Here is a 19,466-nt window from a genome sequence, read left to right as displayed (position 1 = left end):
GTGGGGTGCTTGGCCGGGGCGGCGATGGGGAGGTTGCGGTGCGGTTGGAGCTGGCGCGGATTCTCGATGCTCGCGGGCAGATCGATCCGGTGTTCCGGGGGACGCCGCAGTATGAGTGCGGGGCCTTGGGGGAGGTGTTGGGGTGTCGGGTGGTTTTGAAGGTGGAGACGGCGAATCCGGTGCGGTCTTTCAAGGGACGCGGGACGGAGACCGTTCTGAGTAGGCTGCCGGGAGCCGGTGCGGTGGTTTGCGCGAGCGCGGGGAATCTTGGGCAGGCGTTGGCGTACAGCGGGCGGCGGCGGGGAATGGCGGCGACGGTCTTTGCTTCGGCGGCTGCCAATCCGGTGAAGGTTGAGCGGATGAAGGCGCTCGGGGCTGACGTGGTTCTGGTGGAGGGGGAGATCGAGGCGGCGCTGGAGGCTGCTGAGCGGTTCGCGGCTGAGACGGGGGCGTACTTGGTTGAGGACAGCAAGGACATCGGTACTTGCGAAGGGGCGGCGACGATCGGGGTCGAGCTGTCGGAGTCGGGGCTCGGGCTTGACGCGGTGCTGATCTCGCTGGGGGCTGGTGCGATGGCTTCGGGGGTGGGGTTCGCGGTGAAGAGCTTGTCCAGGGGGACTGAGGTGATTTGTGTTCAGCCGGAGCGGGCGCCGGCGATGACGTTGGCCTTGCGGGCCGGGCGGGCGGTTGAGGTCGGTGCGCCGGACACGATCGCGGACGGTGTCGCGGGGCGGTCGGTGATTCCGGAGGTACTCGAGGATCTGGCCGAGGTCGCGGATGACGCGGTCCTGGTGACGGAGGCCGGGATCGTGGAGGCGATGCGGCTCATTCATACGCATGCGGGGTTGGTGGTCGAACCGGCTGCGGCGCTGGGAGTTGCCTCGATTCTGGAGAGCGACGGCCGGTACGCCGGTAAGACCGTCGCCACCATCCTTTGCGGAAGCAACGTGACTCCAGCGGACTTCAAGCGCTGGACCGCCTAGGCGACGTCGGGGCGGGTCATCAGGGGTGAGCGCAGGTGTAGCTCGAGATTGGAGGTCGTCAGGGGCACGGTGCTCCAGGTCGCCACTGCTCTAGACGCGTTGACCTCCAGCCGGACGCGGTGCGGCGTGGTGATGACGTACAGGTCGGCGATGAAGGTGTCGCCCTGCCAGGCGCCGGTTGCGACGACAGGGCGGCCGAGGGGAGAGCTCTCGCGCCATTCGCTGTGGCCTACTGCGAGCTTGAGGGATGGGCCGAGTTGTAGGAGCCAGCCACCGGTGACCGGCTCGATGGCTACTGCGGTTCCGTCGGGCAGGGCTGAGTTTTCGGCGGAGGCGTCGATCGTGGCCCGGGTCGAGCTAGACGGGTGCGCTGAGCCCGGTACGGGCGTGACGGACAGCCCTCGCAGGCGATCGGCGAGCAGTTCGTCGTCTTGAGGGCTGTCCGGGTTGCCCAGGGCAGGCAGGAGGTAGTCCCAGAAGAGGCCGGGGACGACGTTTGTCGGGTCGACGGCGCCGGTGAGGACGATGACGAGCTCGTGGGACGGTACGACCACGCAGTACTGACCGTAGGAGCCGTGCCCGTGGTACCCGTGGCGTGAGATCCAGAACTGGTAGCCGTACCCGCGCTGGAAGTCGGGGTTCGGCGACCAGTTCGGCAGCGGCAGTGTCTCGATGTGAGCCCTCGTCGCCAGCTCCAGCCACTCGCGCGGTACGAGCTGCTGATCGCGCCAGACCCCGCCGCGGAGCAGCAGTTCGCCAAACGCGGCGATGGCCTCGGTCGTGAGATGCAGTCCGTGGAATCCGAAGGCGGCACCGCTCGCCACCCGGTCCCACTCGGCGCCCTCGATCCCCATCGGCTGGAACACCCGCTCGTCGAGAAACTCCGGCAGGCCACGGCCCGTGACCCGCTCGACCATCCGAGCCAGGATGTAGGTGGTCGAGTTGTCGTAGGTGTGGCGCGTCCCCTCAGCGTTGGCGAAGGGAACGCGCAGGAAGCCCTTCGTCAGATCGCCAGGCTCCAGCCGCCAGGCCTCGTCGAGACTGTCCGGGTCGTGTCCCGCCGTCATGGACAGCAGATGATGGACCGTGATGCGGCGTCCCTGCTCGGAGACGTCGGCCGGTACGTGGTCAGGCAGCACGTCCACCACCAGATCGTCGAGCGACAGCAGCCCGTCGGTGATCGCGAGTCCGACGGCCACCGACGTGAATGACTTGGTCAGCGAGTAGAGCAGGTGCACGCGCTCCGCGGAGTACGGCGCCCACCAACCCTCCGCGACGATGTGGCCGCGGTGCACGACCATGAGCGAGTGGCATTCGACCGATCGCGCTTCGAGCTGGTCCAGCAGCGCGCCGACCGCCCGGGACGACATTCCTGAGGCGGCCGGCGTCGATCGGGGCAGTAGAGGCATCCGGGCACGCTAACAACTCGGCCGGCCCCGCGTCACCGGAAATATCAGCGGGTGTTCCGCCGGCGGAGCAGCTTCTTCAGGCCTTGGGTGGATTGGAAGAGCAAGGCCACTCCGCAGACGGCGATGATGACGAAGAGGATGGTCTGGTTGCGGTCGGGGGTGCCGCTGAGTAGTTCGGTGCCGCTCCAGATGAGGAGCAGGGCGGCGGCGCCGAGGGTCAGATAGCCGGTGGCGAGGTTCCGCGGGGTGAACTGCCACCAGGGTTCGTCGGCGGGCCATACGGGCTTGTCGTTCATGGTTCGGTTCCTTTCGGAGTCGGTACTTCGAAGCTAGGGCGCGCGGTCGGCCCTGAGCCTCGACCGCGCGGACGAACCCACGCGACGGGCGTCGTACTTTTGGCCAGGTACCCGACTGCCCTCGCGGTTGACGCCGGCAACCAACCGGACCAGGCATGCTGGGCACATGACTACGCCAGCGCACCCGGCCCACCAGCGGTGGATGCCGTTCGGCGTCGAGGTCGTGGTGCTCTGGGTGGCACTGTTCGCCGACGGCTGGCTGAACTACGCCGGCCGGCCCGTCGGGGATGTCGCGATCCTGGCGGTCCGGATGGTTGCCATGGTCATCGGCGGCGCGATCGTCACGCTGGTGCTGATCCGGCACCGGTTCCCGCGACTCGTCCTCACCACCGCGGCGGCGTCGCTGGCCTCCCTGCTCGTGACGGTTGTCGCCGTGCAGACGTTGGCCTCGCAAGACCGGCAGATCATCCGGCCGTCCGTCGCCGAGGCTCTCGGGCTGGCCATCCTGGTCGGTACGGTCTGCCGTCGGTCGGCGCCTCGTGAGGCGATCCCGTTGGCGGTGCTCGCCGGGATCGCGATCACGCTCAACCCGTTGCTCCGGCCTGGCGTCGACTCCGATTGGGCGCTACTCGCGGTTCCGGCCGCGGTGTTGTGGGGTGCTAGCGCGGGGGTTGGTCTCGTACTACGTGACGCCGACAACCTCCGTCGGACGGCGCAGACCACCACCCGCGAGCTGGAGCGCCTCAACCTGGCCAGGGAGCTGCACGACTTCGTCGCTCACCACGTGACGGGGATCGTGGTGCTCGCCCAGGGCGCGCAGATGTCGCCGCGCCACGATCCCGGCGTACTGGTCGAGATCGAGCAGGCCGGTACGGAGGCGCTGACCGCGATGCGGCGGCTGGTGGGGATGTTGCGCACGGACACGTTCGCGACGCTTGCGGACGCGTTGAAGGATGCTTGCGGCAACGATTCGTCGGTACGGCTGCGCAGCGGCGACTTCGTAGTACCGGCCGAGTTGATCGATGTGGCGCACCGGATCGCGTTGGAGGCGGTGACGAATGCCCGGCGGTATGGGTCACCGGCTTCGCGGATCGACGTGACTGCGCGCCTCGACGGGCAGTTGCTCGTGCTGCAGGTCGCCAATCAGGTTGCCGCTGGCAACCATGGTGGGACGGCGCGTGGTGGCGGTTCGGCGTACGGGCTGGTGGGGATGCGGGAACGGGCCGAGGCGGTGGGCGGTACGTTGATGGCTGGTGTCGATGTGAACTGCCGGTGGCTGGTGACGGCGGCGTTGCCGCTGGCTCGCGACCGGTCTTGGATCTAGGAGCTGTTGATGGTCACGCGGGTGCTGATCGCCGATGATCAGGCGATGGTTCGGACCGGGTTCCGGTTGATCCTGGAGTCGGAGCCTGGGCTGGAGATCGTCGGCGAGGCGGGTGACGGCGCGGAAGCGGTCCGGCTGGCGCGCGAGCTGCGGCCGGACGTGACGCTGATGGACATCAACATGCCACGCGTCGACGGTCTCCAGGCGACCCGGCTGCTCGCCGGCCCGGGGGTCACCGAACCGCTGCGGATCGTGGTGGTGACGACGTACGACCTCGACGAGAACGTGTACGCCGCGCTGCGTGCCGGCGCCTGTGGCTTCCTGGTCAAGGACGCCGGCCCGCGGCTGCTGATCGAGGCGGTCAAGGCTGCCGCTCAAGGCGACTCGATGGTCTCCCCGTCGGTCACGACCAGGCTGCTCGAACAGTTCACCCGCGACGCCAAACCGGTCGCCGCCAACCCGCTGACGGATCGCGAGACCGAGGTGGTCAAGGCGGTGGCACGCGGCCGCACGAACAACGAGATCACCGACGAACTAGTCGTCTCCCTCTCCACGGTGAAGTCCCACCTCTCCAGCGCCCAACGCAAACTGAACCTCCGCAACAGAACCGAGCTCGCGATCTGGGCCTGGGAGAACCGCCTGGTCTCCTGAGCACGGCGAGCAGGCGCCCGCCAGTACTCCGAAGTGCAACGAGGCATCCCCCCTTTGCGCCCAACGCCTCGCGGCCGCCTTCCACAGCACCTAGACGAGCTCGCTACCGCAGCCAGCTCAGCCGCGTTGCGCGTCAACGACCGAGCTGTTGGCCAATGCCGTAAGGGGTTTCCTCGGCAAGACAGCTCCGTCGCGTGGGGAGAGCCGGGTGTGGGGAACGCCGGGCCCGCCTGCCACCGGGGTGGGTGGCAGGCGGGGGTGAAAGTAGTTAGCAGGCGTAGACGATGGGTTGGAGGGTGTTGGTGCTTACGTCGTACCCGGCTGCTGTCCACTGGGTGTTGCGGTTGAAGATGTGGGTGAGCATGGTGCCTTCGGGGAAGGTGATTTTGGTGCCGTCGGAGCGGATGATCATCGACGGGTAGTCGCCGTTCGCGCCCCACATGCCTTCGGTGACGGCATCGTGGGACGTGTTGAGGTCGATGACGCCCCGCTCGACCGGGGTGATGCGGGTGTTGCGGGTGTTCCAGATCAGGCCGGTCGTGCCGTCGGAGGCGTACTGCTGGCCGCCGATCGCCGTGCCTTCGATGTCGCGGGCCCAGACGTCGCCCTCGGTCAGGCCGGCGAGCGCGGTCGGCTGGGTGTTCCAGTTCTTCCACAGGTAGCTCGTCGCGCCGAACGCGCCGTCGGGAGTGACGCGCCCGACGATCAGACCCTCGTCGGAGATGTCGTCGAGGTACTCGACGGTGGCCCCCGCCGGCGTCGGGAGCAGGCGAGGCTGACGACCCGCCGGCCAGACGAAGGCGACGTGCTTGCCGGCCGCCTCGTCCCAGCTGAGGCCGACGATGTCCTGCGCGGCGTTCATCCCGTGGAAGATCGGGAACTTCAGGCTGGCAGGGATATCGAGGATCCGGTACGAGTCGGTCTTGGCCGAGTAGATCCAGTACTCGTCCTTGTCACTGCCATAGGTGGTACCGAGCACCAACCCACCCTTGATGACCGAGTAGCCGAACGATTCGGCGCCGGCCAGGGAAGTGCCGAGCCAGCGCGGTACGCCGTCCACCCAGAGCACCGCCTGCGGGTGCTGGTGTCCGTCGCGGTTGGCCTCACCGAGGATGTACCGCCCGGACGGGTCCGCGGTGGTGACCTGGCTCGATCCGGGCAACGAGTCGGCGGGCAGGTTGAGTACGGTTTTGACGCAGTTCGCTTGTACTGCTTGGGTTTCCGGGCTTGCGGCGAAGGCCTGCGTGGCCGGCACCGTGGTGGCGAGAAGAGTTACTGCAGCAACGACGCTTCTGTTCATGCTGGTAATCCCCCAGACGAAGTGGCGGACCAGGGAGTGGTCCGTCCTTGCCTGTCGGACGGCACCGTCCGGACCGAAGTTCGGTCCGGACGAGCCATTGCAGCAAGTTGCAGAAGTGGAACTCAGACGTCGATGCGGGACCCCATGATGACGACCCGGTCGCGCGGCAGGCTGAAGTACTCGGCCGCGTCGGCGGTGATGCCGGAGGTGGCGATGAAGAGCCGCTTGCGCCAGCGCGTCATCCCGGGCGCGTCGCCGAGACCCAGTTCGATCGTCGACAGGAAGTACGAGGTGTCCTGCAGATCGGCGGACATCTCGGGGCTCTTCTCGGCCGCGAGGCGTACTACCGCGGGGACGTCCGGCGTCTGCATGTAGCCGAAACGTGCTGCTACATGGATGATCCCGTCGTCGAGGTGACCGATGTCGTCGACGGTGATGCTGTCGGCGACGTCGACGTGCGGGACGGGGTCGGTCTCGATCGACAGGATCAGTACGTGCTTGTGCAGGATGTGGTTGTGCTCGACGTTGGCGCGCATCGCGAGCGGCACGCTGGTCTTGCTGCGGTTGAGGAAGACGGCCGTACCAGGCACCCGCTGCAGCGGTGGCGACGACTCGTGGAGCTCGTCGATGAACTCGCGGAGCGGACCCTCCCGCTGCTCGCGGCGCTGCGTCACCAGCACCCGGCCGCGTTGCCAGGTGGTCAGCACGGTGAAGACGGTAAGCGCGATGATCAGCGGCAGCCAGGCGCCGTGCGCGATCTTGGTCAGGTTGGCGGCCAGGAAGAGCAGCTCGATGGTCAGGAAGATCGCGGCGCCGACGATGACCAGCCAGAGCGGCTTACGCCATTGGCGGCGCACGATGTAGAAGAACAGGATCGAGTTGATCACGATCGTGCCGGTGACGGCCATGCCGTAGGCGAAGGCGAGCGCCGCCGAGCTCTCGAAGGCGAAGACCAGGGTGAGGACCGAGATCATCAACGCCCAGTTGACCCACGGCACGTAGATCTGGCCGATCGTCTCCTCGGACGTGTGCTGGATCCGCAGCCGTGGCAGGTAGCCGAGTTGCATCGCCTGCCGGGCGACCGAGAAGGCGCCGGTGATCACCGCCTGAGCGGCGATCACGGTGGCGGCGGTGGCGAGCAGCACCAGCGGCAGCCGGGCCCAGTGGGGGACCAGCAGGAAGAACGGGCTGCTGATGTTGCTCGTGTCCGAAAGGACCAGCGCGCCCTGACCGAGATAGCTCAGGATGAGGGCCGGGAAGACCATGAAGAGCCAGGCCCGGCTGATCGGTCCCCGGCCGAAGTGGCCCAGGTCGGCGTACAGGGCCTCGGCGCCGGTGATCGCCAGGACGACGGCGGCCAGCGCGAAGAACGCGATCGAGAAGTGGCCGGTCATGAAGCCGATCGCGTAGGTCGGCGAGAGCGCCTTGAGGATCTGCGGGTGGTCGACGATGCCACCGATCCCGGCCACTGCGATCACGGTGAACCAGACGATCATCACCGGGCCGAACGAGCGCCCGATCTTCGCCGTGCCCAGCCGCTGGACCGCGAACAGCACCAGGATGATGGTCGCGGTGATCGGTACGACGAGGTGGTCGAGACCGGGCTGCACCACCTTCAGGCCTTCGACCGCCGACAGCACCGAGATGGCCGGGGTGATCATCGAGTCGCCGAAGAAGAGCGAGGCGCCGAAGATGCCGAGCCCGGCCAGGATGTACTTCGTGCGCGCCGTGCCGGGGACGGCCTTGCCCCCGATCAGCGTGATCATCGCCAGGATGCCGCCCTCGCCGTCGTTGTCGGCGCGCAGCACCAGCAGCACGTACTTGATGGTGACGATCATCGTCACCGACCAGAAGATCAGCGAGATGATGCCGTAGACGTTGCCGGTGGTGACCGGCACCGGGTGCGGGTCTTCGGGGTTGAAGACCGTCTGGACCGCGTAGATCGGACTCGTCCCGATGTCCCCGAACACCACGCCCAGCGCGCCCACCATCAGAGCCGCCTTCGCGAGCGTCCGGCTACCGCCTGCGGCCTTTTCCGTCTCAGTCACGAGGGAATTGAATCACCCGGAGGGGCGGGTCCAGCGGCAGAGGGGCTCAAAGCGCAGGTACGTCGGCGCGGATCACGAGCAGCCGGTGGAGCATCGTCAGCTGGATGGTCGACTCGAGTTGTGGGCGCAGGCGGGCCAGGCAGAGGGTGCCGCCGGCGTCCTCGGCCAGCTTGTGGAGCCTGACGAGGGCGCCGAGGCCGCTCGAGTCGCAGAACATCAGGTCTGCGAGGTCGAGGATGACGCAGCGGCCGGCCTCGGCCAGTGGCTGGGCTGCGGTGAGGAAGCGGGCGGTGGTGCCGAAGTCGAGCTCGCCGGAGACCGTGATCACGACGTCCGAGCCGCGATCGAGGACTTCGAGGGACAGCAGGTCGTCGGTCACCGGACGCCCCCGCGCAGCCTGCGGGTGTCGACCAGTTCCTGGGCGACGTCGCGCAGCTTGACGTTGTTCTGCTGCGAGTAGCGCTTGAGGATCTCGAAGGCGGCGGTGTCGTCGAGGTCGAAGCGCTCCATCAGGATGCCCATCGCCTGCCCGACCAGCTTGCGCGCGTCGACGGCCGCGGCCATCGTCTCGCTGTCCCGGGTGGAGGCGACGGCGACCGAGGCGTGCCGGGCCAGGATGTGCGCGATCGCCTCGTCGTCCACGGAAAACGCGTGCGGCTCGGTGTTGAACAGGGACAGTACGCCGATCAGCTGCTCGCCGGACCACATCGGCACATGCAGGGCCGAGCCGATCCCGTACTGCGTGAACTGGTCGATCAACGCCGGCCAGCGGGTCTCGGTGGCCGTGTCGCGGACGTGGACCGTGACCCCTTGGCTGACTGCGGTGAGCAACGGGCCGTCACCGAGCTCGGACTGGGCCTCGTAGATCGCGGTGACCACCGGGTCGGTCACCGCGGCGATCTCCCGGCTGCCTCGCAGGGTGAGCGTGACGCCGGCGTACGAGCACGCCTCGGCCTGCAGTGCGAACTGGACGACCGACTCGACCGTTTCGGCCATCCCGTCCGCGTCGTGCAGCTCGACCGCGAGACGGGCGAAGGCATCCGCCCCGAAGGCCTCCTGAAGGTCCCCGGGATCGGAGAGCCGAGCGTACTGATCCATGGCGCAATCATGCACCGCCCTACCCCCAACGCGGCCGGGCGGCGCGGAATTGAGGCCCAGACCGTTGCGTCAGCGGACGGGCGCTCCGAGGGCCAGCAACGCGGTGTCGTCCGCGAGTCGCGGACCGAACCCGGCCAGTACTTCGGAGAGTGCCGCGACGAGCGCGTCCGGTGACGTACCGGCGTACTGGCGGGCGAGTGCGCGGAGGGCTTCCGGACCGTACAGATCCCGCTGGCCGTTGACGCGGGCCTCGGTCAGGCCGTCGGTGTAGAGCAGGAGCAGATCGCCTGGGTCGAGGGTGATTTCGGTCTGCGGGAACTGCGACGAAGGCAGGATGCCGATCAGGGTGCCGTCGGGGCTGCGCAGGTATTCGCAGGTGCCGTCGGCGCGGATCAGCAGTGGTGGCGGGTGGCCGCCGGATGCGAACCGGATGGCGATCCGGCCGGTCTCGGAGTCGCTCAGCAGGGTCCCGAAGACGGCTGTGCAGTAGCGCAGGTCGCCGCTGGAGAAGCGTTCGTACAGGAGCTCGTTGAGGGTGCTCAGTGCGGCCGCCGGGTTGTGCATCGCGGCGGCGCGCAAGGTGTAGCGGGCCAGTGAGGTGACGGCTGCGGCGGCGGGCCCCTTGCCGCAGACGTCGCCGAGGAAGAAGGCCCAGCGTTCGGAGTCCAGGGCGAAGACGTCGTAGAAGTCGCCGCCGAGCTCGTCGGGTGAGGCGGTGTGGTAGTACGCCGCGGTGGTCACGCCGGGCACGGTCGGCATGGTTGCCGGTAGCAAGGATTGCTGGAGCACGGCCAGGGCGTCCTGGAGCCGGGCGCGGTCTTCTTCGGCTTGCCCGCGGGCGACCTCGGCTTGGCTGCGGGCGAGCTCGGCTTGGTGGTGGGCCTGTTCGGCTGCTTGGCGCTCGCGGAGCAGTTCCTCTTCGTAGGCGCGCCGGATCTGGGCGTCGAAGACGGTGGTGCGGACTCGGCCGTCGGGCTGGACTGCCGACGACACGAGCACGGGCATCCGCTGACCGTCTTGGCGCCTGAGTTCGAGCGCGACGCCGGCGACTTCGCCTTGCAGGCGCAGCAGGGGAGCGAAGTGGGTCTCGTGGTAGAGCTTGCCGCCGACGCTGAGCAGGTCGGCGAACCGGAGCTGTCCGACCACGGCGTCGCGGTCCAGGCCGAGCCAGCCGAGCACGGTGCTGTTGACGCTGACGATGGTGCCGTCGATCGTCGTCGTGAGATGGCCGCAGGGGTAGACCTCGTCGTCGGTGCTCATCGCAGCGTCGCGAGGAAGGCGGCGATGGCGCTGTTGGTTGCCTCGGGCGACGAAAGATGGGGGCAGTGACCGGTCGCGTCGAGGGTGACGAGGGTCGAGCCTTCGACGGTCGAGTGCACGTACGCGCCGACCTGGCGTGGGGCGATCAGGTCCTCGGCCGACTCGATGATCAGGGTCGGCACCCGTACGCCGGCCAGGTCGGCGCGCGAGTCGGAGAGGAACGTAGTACGGGCGAACACGCGAGCCATCGCGGGGTCGGTGGCGCAGAAGCTGTTGGTCAGCTCCTCGCCGAGTTCGGGGCGGTCCGGCGTACCCATGATCGCCGGTGCCATCGCAGCGGACCAGCCGAGGTAGTTGGACTCCAGCGAGCTGAGCAGCTCGTCGATGTCCTGTGCGGTGAAGCCGCCACTGTAGTCGCCGTCGTCGATGTAGCACGGCGACGGCGCGACCATCACGAGGGCGCCGATCCTGGTGGGTGCCTTCTGGGCAGCGAGTACGCCGATCATCGCGCTGACCGAGTGGCCGACGAACACGGCGTCGGTCAGGTCGAGCGCGGCACAGACCTCGACCACGTCATCGGCGTACCCGCCGAGCGTCGAGTAACGCGTCTCGTCGAAGGCCGCCAACTCCGATCGCCCGGAACCGACGTAGTCGAAGAGCACGACCCGGTACTCCGAAGCCAGCGCGGGGACCGTCAGGCGCCACATGTTCTGGTCGCAGCCGAACCCGTGGGCCAGGACGACCGTCCGCCCGTCCGGATTGCCCGTGACGACGACGTTGTTCCGGCGCAAGGTGTCCACGGCGGTCATCCTTGAATCGAGGCGCGCGGTTCGGAGGTGCGGAACGTCCGGCGGTAGGTGGTGGGGGAGACGCCGGCGGTCTCGCGGAGCTGCTGGCGCAGGTTGGTACCGCTGCCGAGACCGGTGCGGTCGGCGATCTGGTCGACGGTCAGGTCGGTGTCCTCGAGGAGTTGGCGGGCGTAGTCGAGGCGCTGCATGGCTAGCCAGGTGCCGGGGCTCACGCCGGTTTCGGCGCGGAATCTTCTGGTGAAGGTCCGAACACTCATCCGGGCGTGGGCGGCTAGCTCGACCAGGCTCAGTGGGCGGCCGAGTTGCTCGGCGGCCCAGGCTCGGGTGGCCGCAGTACCGCCGTCTTGACCGGGCGGGATCGGGCGGCGGACGTACTGCGCTTGCCCGCCGTCGCGCCTAGGCGGCACGACGCATGCTCGGGCCACCGAACTCGCGACGGCACTGCCGTGGTCCTGGCGAATGACGTGCAGGCAGAGGTCGATACCGGCCGCTACTCCGGCGGAGGTCATTACGTCGCCGTCGTCGATGTAGAGCACCATCGGATCCACCTGTACTGCGGGGAACAGTTGCTGGAACTCCTCCGCCTCGGCCCAGTGAGTCGCGGCTGGGCGGCCGTCGAGGAGTCCGGCGGCGGCCAGTACGAAGGCCCCGGTGCAGATCGCCAGGAGCCGGGTGCCGGGGCGGAGGTGCTTGAGGGCACGCAGTACGTCGTCGTCGAGCAGGCCGTCGGTGTTGACGATGTCGTGGAGGAGACGGGTGGGTGGGATCACGACGGTGTCGGCGGTGGCGAGGACTGACGCGTCGTGCTGCACGGTGATCGAGTAGTCCTCGGCGGTGCGTACCGGCTGGCCGTCGATGGTGCAGGTGACCACCTCGTACAGCTTCTGGTCTTCTGCCGTGACTGCGCCGCCGAAGATCCTCGACGGGATGGCCAGCTCGAACGGGACGACGCCCGGCAGCGCCAGGACGGCGACGCGGTGCGGGGGTGCGGACATGGCCCGATAGTTTCACATGATGTCCATCAGGCCAGTAGGCAGCGTGCTGGATCGCCGAAAGACTCTGCTGTATGACGACGATGAATGCGGTGGTGGCGCGGGGGATCGGTGGGCCTGAGGTTCTGCAGTTGCAGGAGGTGGAGCGGCCGGTGCCGGGGCTGACCGAGATCCTGGTGCGGGTCCATGCGGCCGGGATCAACCCGACGGACTGGAAGGCCCGTGCGTCCGGCGGGCGGGTGGGTCCGGGCGACTTTCCGCTGATCCTGGGCTATGACGTGGCCGGTGTGGTGGAGGCGGTCGGGGGTGGGGTGACCTGGCTGAAGGTGGGAGACGAGGTGCTGGGGATGCCTAAGTTCCCGGTGCTGCCGGGTGGCTATGCGGAGTACGTCGTTGCGCAGTCGCGGCAGTTCGTGCGAAAGCCGGCGGTACTGAGCTTCGAGGAGGCAGCGGGGTTGCCGCTGGCTGCGCTGACCGCTTGGCAGGGGCTGGTCGACACTGCCGGGTTGAGTGCTGGGCAGCGGGTGCTGGTGCATGCTGCGGCGGGCGGTGTCGGGCATCTGGCGGTGCAGATCGCCAAGAGCCTCGGCGCTTATGTGATCGGCACGGCGAGTGCGGCCAAGCACTCATTTGTTCGCTCACTCGGCGCCGACGAGGTGATCGACTATCGCTCGGTGGACTTTGTCTCCGTACTCCGTGAGTCCCCGGTCGATGTGGTTTTCGACCCGATCGCGGGCGACACCAGCCTGCGATCGGTACAGGTCCTCAAGGACGGCGGCGTACTCGTGTCGATCCTCAACGTCGAGGAGGACGCGGCGGCCGAGGCGAAGCGGCGGGGCATCCAGGCCGACTTCACCCTGGTCGAGCCCGACCGGCTCGCCTTGACCGCCATCACCGACCTGGTCGAGGCCGGCCGGCTGCGGGTGGAGATCGACTCGGTGTTCCCGCTGGCCGAGGCGGCCGATGCGCATCGGCGGGGCGAGACCAACGCGGCGAGCGGCAAGATCGTGCTTCGGGTCGCCTAGGTCGCAGGGTCGCCTAGGTCGCAGGGGCGTCGGCGCGCCGGCTGAGGACGGCGAAGGCGATGGTGGACAGCGTGGTCAGGGCGGCCGGGAGGAAGAAGACGTGGGGGAGGCCGATGGCTGCCACGCCCAGGCCGCCGATCGCGCCGCCGATGGCTGAGCTGACGGGGATGGAGCTGAGGAAGATACCGGACGCTGTGCCGACGCCTTCGGGGTAGAGGTGCTGGGCGATCGAGACGCCCAGTGCGCCGACGCAGGCCCAGAGGCCGGCTGTGAGTGCTTGGCCGACGAACAGGGCCACTACGGAAGTACTGGTTGCGTAGGCGAGGTTGCCGGCCAGGCCGAGAGCTGCTCCGGCGGTCATCACCTTGAGGCCGCCGAAGCGGTCGGCGAGTCGGGCGACGAGGGGGAGCAGGAGGAGTTCGAGGAGGGGCTGGATCCCGATCACGGCGCCGCGCATGGTGTCGGAGACATGGAGTTGTTCGGCCATGTAGATCGGGAGGTAGCCGAACTTGATGGTGTCCCCGGTCATCGCGAGGACGCAGATCGCGGTGAAGACCAGCAGCGGCATCATGTGGTCGATCTGCCGCCGGCCCGTCGAGCGCGGGATCAGCGTGACGTCGTCGTACCGCTCCACGCGTTGCCGGCCGAGCGGGATCATCTGCGCGAAGACACAGGTCGCGGTCGCCACGAGCAGCGCGCGCAGCCCGAACTCCCCACCGAACCAGCTGCCCGCGACCGGCCCGATCATCCACCCGATCACGAACGCCATCCGGACGGTCGCGACGACCCGGTTGTCGGCCTTCGTCGGGTGGCGGCTCAACTCGTCCCGGCAGGCCGCGAACAGCTGCGCCATCGACCCACCGGACACGCTCAAGGCGACCGCGCTGATCACGAACGGCAGCCAGACGGTGTTCGCCGCCGCCATCGCGAGCCACCCGACCGTCCCGACCAGCGCACAGATCCGAAACCACAACAGCCGCTCAGGAGTCCGATCCGACAGTCGCCCGACCAGATACCCCGCGACCGGTGCCGCCAGGTTCGTCACGTAGTACAACCCAGCCACCGGCAACGGCGTATGCAACTCCCGGACGAGGAAGAGCGTGAGCTGAGGCGTCGCCGCCGACATCCCGATCCCGGCAATCAGCAAGGCGAGGAACGACGCCCGGTAGACCTTCGACCCGAAGACGATCCCCAGCGCAGACTCGGACCGGTCCAGCATCACCCTCCCCTAAACCGCTTCAGCAAACTCCCCGGATCTTATCCGTGCGGTCTGCGCTCCGCTCCCGCGTCTCAGCCTGGGCCGCCACGCATACACAACCCTCGCCGGTCGTCGCGACCCGCCGAGGTAACCGGTTGCCGGTCGAGTTGTGTATGCACCGGCTGCCGCCGGCCCACCCGAAGCCCGAGTCGGACGCCGCCATCACGGGGCGACGTACTCTTGAGGGGTGCGTTCCCGTCCCACACTGAGCTGGTCTCCTGGGCCTGATGTGCTGTCGCTTGCGCCTGGGGTGACGGATGTTGCGGCTGTTGCCGAGGTGGTCGGTGGTGGGGGAGTTGTGGTGCTGAGTGGGGCCGGGATTTCCACTGAGTCGGGGATTCCGGATTATCGGGGTGAGACGGGGAGTCTGCGGACTCATACGCCGATGACGTACGGCGACTTCGTGGGGAGTGCGGCGGGGCGGCAGCGGTACTGGGCGCGCAGTCACCTGGGGTGGCGGACGATCGCTCGGGCCGATCCGAACGCGGGGCATCGGGCCGTGGCGGCGTTGCAGGCTCGGGGGTACGTCGACGGCGTCATCACCCAGAACGTCGACGGGCTGCATGGCGCGGCCGGGGCGCGGGACGTGATCGAGTTGCATGGCAATCTCGACCGGGTGATCTGCCTGGACTGCCGGCAGACGACGCCGCGCGAGGAGCTGGACCGGCGGCTGCGTTCCGCCAACCCGGTCTTCGACGCGCAGGCGACGCGGATCAACCCGGACGGCGATGTGGAGTTGCCTGATGAGGTTGTCAAGGACTTCCACCTGGTCGACTGCACCAACTGTGGGTCGCCGCTGCTCAAGCCGGATGTCGTCTTCTTCGGGGAGAACGTGCCGAAGACCCGGGTCGAGCGCTGCTATCGGCTGATCGACGACGCCCGCGCGGTGCTGGTCCTCGGTTCGTCGCTGACCGTCATGTCCGGCTTCCGCTTCGTCCGGTACGCCGCGAAGGCCGGCAAACCCGTCCTGATCATCAACCAGGGCATCACCCGCGGCGACCCGTACGCCGCAGTGCGAGTGAACCTCCCGCTCGGCGAAGCGCTCACCAGCCTCACCAGCGCACTCCTCTGACGCCGGCGTACCCGGTCCGACCTCGGTCCTGTCGCTCTTCGGCCGGCCCTTCGGTCTGACTCTGCGGCTGCCCCGGCGGCGGCCTTTTCGGGTGCGAGGATGCGGTTGTGGAGTCCTACGTCGAGCATCCGCCGCTGCCGGAGCTGGCGGCGATGGTGCGCACGGTGTGGATCCAGCGCACCGGCGGTACGGCGTACGTGCAACGGCATCTGCCCACCGGCGGCGTCGAGATCCACTTCCCGATCGGTGGCCGACCGCAACTGGTTGGCCCGCTGACCGGTCCCGAGGTCGAGGTCATCCCGCCGAACACGACGATCGTCGGCATGCGATTCCATCCGGGGACCGCGCCGCCGCTGCCGACCGTGCTCGACGAGTTGGTGGATCAGCGGCTCGGCCTGGCGGAACTGTGGCGCAACTCGGCCGACCGCCTCGTCGAGACAGTCGCCTCAGCCGGTACGCCGGAACGCGGGCTGCTCTTGTTGCAAGCCGAGCTCCTGCAGCAGTTCCGGCGTACCGGCGCCGTCGACCCGCTGGTCAGCGCAGCCGTACGAGCGCTGATGCCCTGGCGCCCAGTCAACATCGACAGCCTCGCGACCCACCTGGCTCTGTCATCGAGCCAACTCCGCCGCCGCTGCCTCCAGACAGTCGGCATGACTCCCAAGGTCCTCCAGCGAACCCTGCGCTTCCAAGGCTTCCTCGCCCTCGCTCAAGCCGGCGCCACCCCCAGCGGGCGACGCGGCATAGACGGTATGGCCGGCCTGGCAATCGACGCCGGCTATGCCGACCAGGCCCACCTCAGCCGAGAATGCCTCCGCCTCACCGGCCTCACCCCCACCCAACTCCTGGGCGGCGACCTCGAACGCTGCCGGTGCGGCCACGACCACTCCGCCTCCTACCAACCCTTCCTGGCCACCCGCCCCCCGACCCTCACCACCCAACTACTCCGGGCCTGACGCACACCCATCCGCTCGTCGCCAGCCGCAGCACCGCCCCGTCCTCCGCCCTGCGACCGCCCACCGCCCCGCCGACCTCAGCGGGATCCGCGCTGATGGCGATGCACGTTTTGTTCAAGACCTGGGGCGGGTGCTGCTCGTAGTTTCGGCGTCGTGACCGATCTAGCCGCGAACCTGGATGGTGAGGTGTTCTGGCCTCGATCGCCGGGGTATGACGATGTGCGGCGGCCGGTCAATGGTGCTTATCGGGACGTGCGGCCGCGGTTGGTGATTCGGTGTCGGTCGGTTTCGGATGTCGTCAGTGCGGTTCGGTATGTGCGTCGTACCGGTGATCGACTGGCGCTTCGGGGTGGCGGGCATTGTTTTGCCGGGCGGTCGTCGACGGATGGGGTTCTGGTTGATCTGTCGGGGCTCGGTGGGATCTCGGTGGTGGGTGAGGTTGCGACGATCGGGGCCGGTGCGCGGCTGGCGGAGGTGTACTCGACGCTGCATTCGTACGGGCGGACCTTGCCGGCGGGGTGTGGGCCGACGGTCGGGATCGCCGGGTTGACGCTCGGCGGCGGGATCGGGTTGCTGGGGCGGCGGTACGGATTGACCTGCGATCGGCTCATCGGCGTACAGGTTGTGCTGGCGGACGGCAGCGTCGTGGATTGCGCTGAGGATCGCGAGCCGGAGCTGTTCTGGGCGCTGCGGGGTGCAGGCGGCGGGCAGTTCGGGGTGGTGACGGTACTGCGGTTCGCCACCGTCCCCGAGCCGTTGGCGACCCGCGTCGAGGCGCGCTGGTCGGGTGGTGCTCTCGAGGACGTCGTGTCGGCCTGGCAGGCGTGGGCGCCGGACGCCCCGGACGAGCTCACCGTCAACCTCAGCGTCGCGTCGGAGCCGGGCGTACCGATGGAGGCGACGCTGTTCGGTGCCTCTCTGCTGGGCGAGGGACCGACTCGCGAACTGCTGCAGCCGTTCGTGTCCTCGGCCGACTCGATCGAGTTGCGGGCCGGGCTGCCGTTTCATCGGTTGAAGAGCACGTTCGCCGATCCGCGGGGTGTTCCCGCCGTACGGATGCGGTCGGAGTTCTTCTCGCATTCGATGTCCGCGGGCACGGTCTCGTCGCTCTTGGCCCAGCTGGCGAAGGGTGGCCGGGAGATCGCCTTCACCGCGATGGGTGGGGCGTACAACCGGGTCGCCGAGGATGCGACGGCGTTCGCTCATCGGGGCGAACGCTTTCTGCTCGAACACATCGGCGCGGTGGACGATCCGTGGGTCGACGATTCGTGGGCGACGGCTCATGTCGACGGCTCTGGACGGGTGTACCCCAATTTCCCCGACCCGGCGCTTGGCGACTGGGCTTCGGCGTACCACGCAGGGAACTGTTCACGGCTGGTGGCGGTCAAGGACGCATACGACCCGGACCGGCTTTTCACCTTCTTCCAGGGAGTGTCATGAGCAAGGTCTTCAGTGCGTTGTCGGTGTCGGTCGACGGGTACATCACCGGGCGCGATCCGGGGGAGGGGCGTGGGCTCGGCGACGCGACGATGCTGTTCGACTGGTACTTCGACGGCGATACGCCGAGCAAGGAGTTCGACGGGTTCACGTTGAGTGCGGCGAGTGCGCGGGTGTTCGACGCGTTCGCCGGGCGGGTCGGGGCGAGCCTCGCCGGGCGGAACACGTACGACGACTCCGGCTGGATCAACGGTGGTACGCCGCATCCTCACGCGCCTCTGGTCGTGCTCACGCATCGCCCGATCCCGGGGGAGCGCGATCGGCAGACCGTGGTCACGACGGGGATCGTGGATGCCGTCGCGGCGGCGCGGTCGGTGGCCGGTGAGAAGGACGTGGCGCTGATGGGTGGTGGGGTGGTGACGGCGGCGCTCGAGGCCGGGCTGGTCGATGAGCTGGTCCTGCATCAGGTGCCGATTCTGCTGGGTGGGGGCCGGCGGTTCTTCCAGTCGTTGCCTTCGCATGTGGGGTTGCGGCTGGTGGAGGCGGTACCGGCGGACGGTGTGACGCATCTTCACTACGAGGTCGTTCGATGATTCTTGTGACCGGTGGGTTGGGAATGATCGGGGCGCAGACGGCTCGTGCGTTGGTGGAGCTCGGGGAGGAGGTGGTGGTTACGGCGTACCGGCGTACGGAGGTGCCATCGTTCTTGGCGGGCAGGGTGGTTGTGGAGACTTTGGACGTCACTGACCGGGAGGCGTTATTTGCCCTTGGCAAGCGTTATGCGGTCACCGGCATCGTGCATCTTGCGGGGACCATTCCTGGTGAGGATGCGGTCGACTACTTCCGTACTGACCTGACGGGGCTGCTGAATGCGCTGGATGCCGCGCGGGCGTGGGGTGTGCGGCGGTTTGCGGTTGCCAGCAGCCTTGGGGTTTATCTGGGGCGGCCGGAGATCCCTTGGCATGAAGAGCTTGCGCTGGTGAATGTGGAGTATCCGCATCTGATCATCGCGTTCAAGAAGGCTGTCGAGCCGCTGGTGACACACAGCCTGCAGGGCACCGGGGTGCAGCCGGTCTTGCTCCGGATCGGAGGTACGTGGGGACCGCTGATGGATCCGGAATCACCGTTCAATCCCATCCCGGCGTGCGTCAGCGCCCTACGTCGCGGCGAGAAGCCGCGCCCCGTCTACGCCGGCGACGGCGGCGACAACACCTATGCCCCCGACACCGGCCGCGCGATCGCCCTGCTGATGACGGCGCCGACCCTGCAACACGACATCTACAACATCTCCAACGGCCGCCGAACCACCAACCGCGAGGTCGCAGACGCCTTGCAGTCCGCCTTCCCCGACGCCGACCTAGACGTCATCCCCGGCAGACAGGACGGCCCCGGCGACGACCCCTACCTGGACATAACCCGCCTCACCACCGAAACCGGCTTCACCCCCGAGTACGACGTCCCCACTGCCCTCACCCACTACCTGACCTGGCGCATCACCAACCCCCGCTAACCCCACCCACGTCCGCACCCTCCGTTTTGCCTGATTGGGCA

General features: G+C 68.2%; 19 protein-coding genes. 9 read left to right on the top strand and 10 right to left on the bottom strand.

Features of this window, described 5'->3' with window-relative positions; genetic code table 11:
- Positions 1–5 precede the first annotated feature (5 nt).
- Entirely contained in the window at positions 6–983 is a 978-nt protein-coding gene (locus ABD116_RS12745) for a threonine ammonia-lyase (RefSeq protein ID WP_343968374.1), read from the top strand.
- Here the strand turns inward: ABD116_RS12745 and ABD116_RS12740 are convergent.
- Positions 980–2,392: a serine hydrolase domain-containing protein gene (locus ABD116_RS12740; protein WP_343968373.1), complete on the bottom strand. Its 1,413-nt coding sequence runs from the start codon at positions 2,390–2,392 to the stop codon at positions 980–982. The two genes, ABD116_RS12745 and ABD116_RS12740, sit on opposite strands and share 4 nt — an antisense overlap.
- A gap of 44 nt (positions 2,393–2,436) precedes the next feature.
- Positions 2,437–2,688, bottom strand: a complete 252-nt coding sequence (locus ABD116_RS12735) for a hypothetical protein (protein ID WP_343968372.1) — start codon at positions 2,686–2,688, stop codon at positions 2,437–2,439.
- A 166-nt stretch (positions 2,689–2,854) separates the two neighbouring features.
- On the opposite strand from ABD116_RS12735, the gene ABD116_RS12730 reads away from it, so the two are divergent.
- Together ABD116_RS12730 and ABD116_RS12725 are read left to right on the top strand one after the other, a co-directional pair.
- Positions 2,855–4,012 (top strand): sensor histidine kinase, encoded by a 1,158-nt coding sequence (locus tag ABD116_RS12730; protein WP_343968370.1) that lies wholly within the window; start codon positions 2,855–2,857, stop codon positions 4,010–4,012.
- Between the two features lie 9 nt (positions 4,013–4,021).
- The gene (locus ABD116_RS12725; RefSeq protein WP_343968368.1) at positions 4,022–4,663 is read left to right on the top strand and encodes a response regulator; all 642 of its coding nucleotides are present in this window, start codon (positions 4,022–4,024) and stop codon (positions 4,661–4,663) included.
- Between the two features lie 268 nt (positions 4,664–4,931).
- On the opposite strand, the gene ABD116_RS12720 is transcribed toward ABD116_RS12725, so the two are convergent.
- From ABD116_RS12720 to ABD116_RS12690, 7 genes are all read right to left on the bottom strand, one after another.
- Positions 4,932–5,963, bottom strand: coding sequence for a hypothetical protein (locus ABD116_RS12720; protein ID WP_343968367.1), 1,032 nt, complete (start codon positions 5,961–5,963; stop codon positions 4,932–4,934).
- Positions 5,964–6,085: 122 nt separating this feature from the next.
- A complete protein-coding gene (locus ABD116_RS12715) occupies positions 6,086–8,011 on the bottom strand; it encodes a potassium transporter Kup (protein ID WP_343968365.1) in 1,926 nt (641 codons plus the stop codon).
- Between the two features lie 46 nt (positions 8,012–8,057).
- A complete protein-coding gene (locus ABD116_RS12710) occupies positions 8,058–8,390 on the bottom strand; it encodes an STAS domain-containing protein (protein WP_343968363.1) in 333 nt (110 codons plus the stop codon).
- On the bottom strand, positions 8,387–9,109 hold the full coding sequence (locus tag ABD116_RS12705) for a GAF and ANTAR domain-containing protein (RefSeq protein ID WP_343968361.1): 723 nt from the start codon (positions 9,107–9,109) through the stop codon (positions 8,387–8,389). The genes ABD116_RS12710 and ABD116_RS12705 overlap by 4 nt, the downstream gene beginning before the upstream one ends.
- A gap of 69 nt (positions 9,110–9,178) precedes the next feature.
- Complete coding sequence (locus ABD116_RS12700; RefSeq protein WP_343968360.1) at positions 9,179–10,369, bottom strand: PP2C family protein-serine/threonine phosphatase; 1,191 nt, start codon at positions 10,367–10,369, stop codon at positions 9,179–9,181.
- A complete protein-coding gene (locus ABD116_RS12695) occupies positions 10,366–11,178 on the bottom strand; it encodes an alpha/beta fold hydrolase (RefSeq protein ID WP_343968358.1) in 813 nt (270 codons plus the stop codon). The genes ABD116_RS12700 and ABD116_RS12695 overlap by 4 nt, the downstream gene beginning before the upstream one ends.
- Positions 11,175–12,173, bottom strand: a complete 999-nt coding sequence (locus ABD116_RS12690) for a GlxA family transcriptional regulator (protein WP_343968356.1) — start codon at positions 12,171–12,173, stop codon at positions 11,175–11,177. Before ABD116_RS12690 ends, ABD116_RS12695 begins: the two co-directional genes overlap by 4 nt.
- A 71-nt stretch (positions 12,174–12,244) precedes the next feature.
- Between ABD116_RS12690 and ABD116_RS12685 the strand changes: the two genes are divergently transcribed.
- The gene (locus tag ABD116_RS12685; RefSeq protein ID WP_343968354.1) at positions 12,245–13,195 is read left to right on the top strand and encodes an NADP-dependent oxidoreductase; all 951 of its coding nucleotides are present in this window, start codon (positions 12,245–12,247) and stop codon (positions 13,193–13,195) included.
- A gap of 13 nt (positions 13,196–13,208) precedes the next feature.
- Here the strand turns inward: ABD116_RS12685 and ABD116_RS12680 are convergent, their stop codons facing one another.
- Positions 13,209–14,414, bottom strand: a complete 1,206-nt coding sequence (locus ABD116_RS12680; RefSeq protein WP_343968352.1) for an MFS transporter — start codon at positions 14,412–14,414, stop codon at positions 13,209–13,211.
- 226 nt (positions 14,415–14,640) lie between these two features.
- Here ABD116_RS12680 and ABD116_RS12675 point away from each other — a divergent pair, with 226 nt between their 5' ends.
- The 5 genes from ABD116_RS12675 to ABD116_RS12655 all read left to right on the top strand — a co-directional run bounded on the left by ABD116_RS12675 (position 14,641) and on the right by ABD116_RS12655 (position 19,425).
- Positions 14,641–15,525, top strand: a complete 885-nt coding sequence (locus tag ABD116_RS12675) for an NAD-dependent protein deacetylase (RefSeq protein WP_343968350.1) — start codon at positions 14,641–14,643, stop codon at positions 15,523–15,525.
- Positions 15,526–15,632: 107 nt separating this feature from the next.
- On the top strand, positions 15,633–16,478 hold the full coding sequence (locus ABD116_RS12670) for a helix-turn-helix domain-containing protein (RefSeq protein ID WP_343968348.1): 846 nt from the start codon (positions 15,633–15,635) through the stop codon (positions 16,476–16,478).
- A gap of 153 nt (positions 16,479–16,631) precedes the next feature.
- Entirely contained in the window at positions 16,632–17,918 is a 1,287-nt protein-coding gene (locus ABD116_RS12665; protein WP_343968347.1) for an FAD-binding oxidoreductase, read from the top strand.
- The gene (locus ABD116_RS12660) at positions 17,915–18,508 is read left to right on the top strand and encodes a dihydrofolate reductase family protein (protein WP_343968346.1); all 594 of its coding nucleotides are present in this window, start codon (positions 17,915–17,917) and stop codon (positions 18,506–18,508) included. Before ABD116_RS12665 ends, ABD116_RS12660 begins: the two co-directional genes overlap by 4 nt.
- Positions 18,505–19,425 carry an NAD-dependent epimerase/dehydratase family protein gene (locus ABD116_RS12655; protein WP_343968344.1) on the top strand — a complete coding sequence of 307 codons (921 nt, stop codon included), beginning with the start codon at positions 18,505–18,507 and terminating at the stop codon, positions 19,423–19,425. Before ABD116_RS12660 ends, ABD116_RS12655 begins: the two co-directional genes overlap by 4 nt.
- Positions 19,426–19,466 lie beyond the last annotated feature (41 nt).

Origin of the sequence: Kribbella koreensis (assembly GCF_039525325.1) — a bacterium.
Lineage (GTDB): Bacteria > Actinomycetota > Actinomycetes > Propionibacteriales > Kribbellaceae > Kribbella > Kribbella koreensis.
This window is presented reverse-complemented; position numbering and strand designations above follow the sequence as displayed.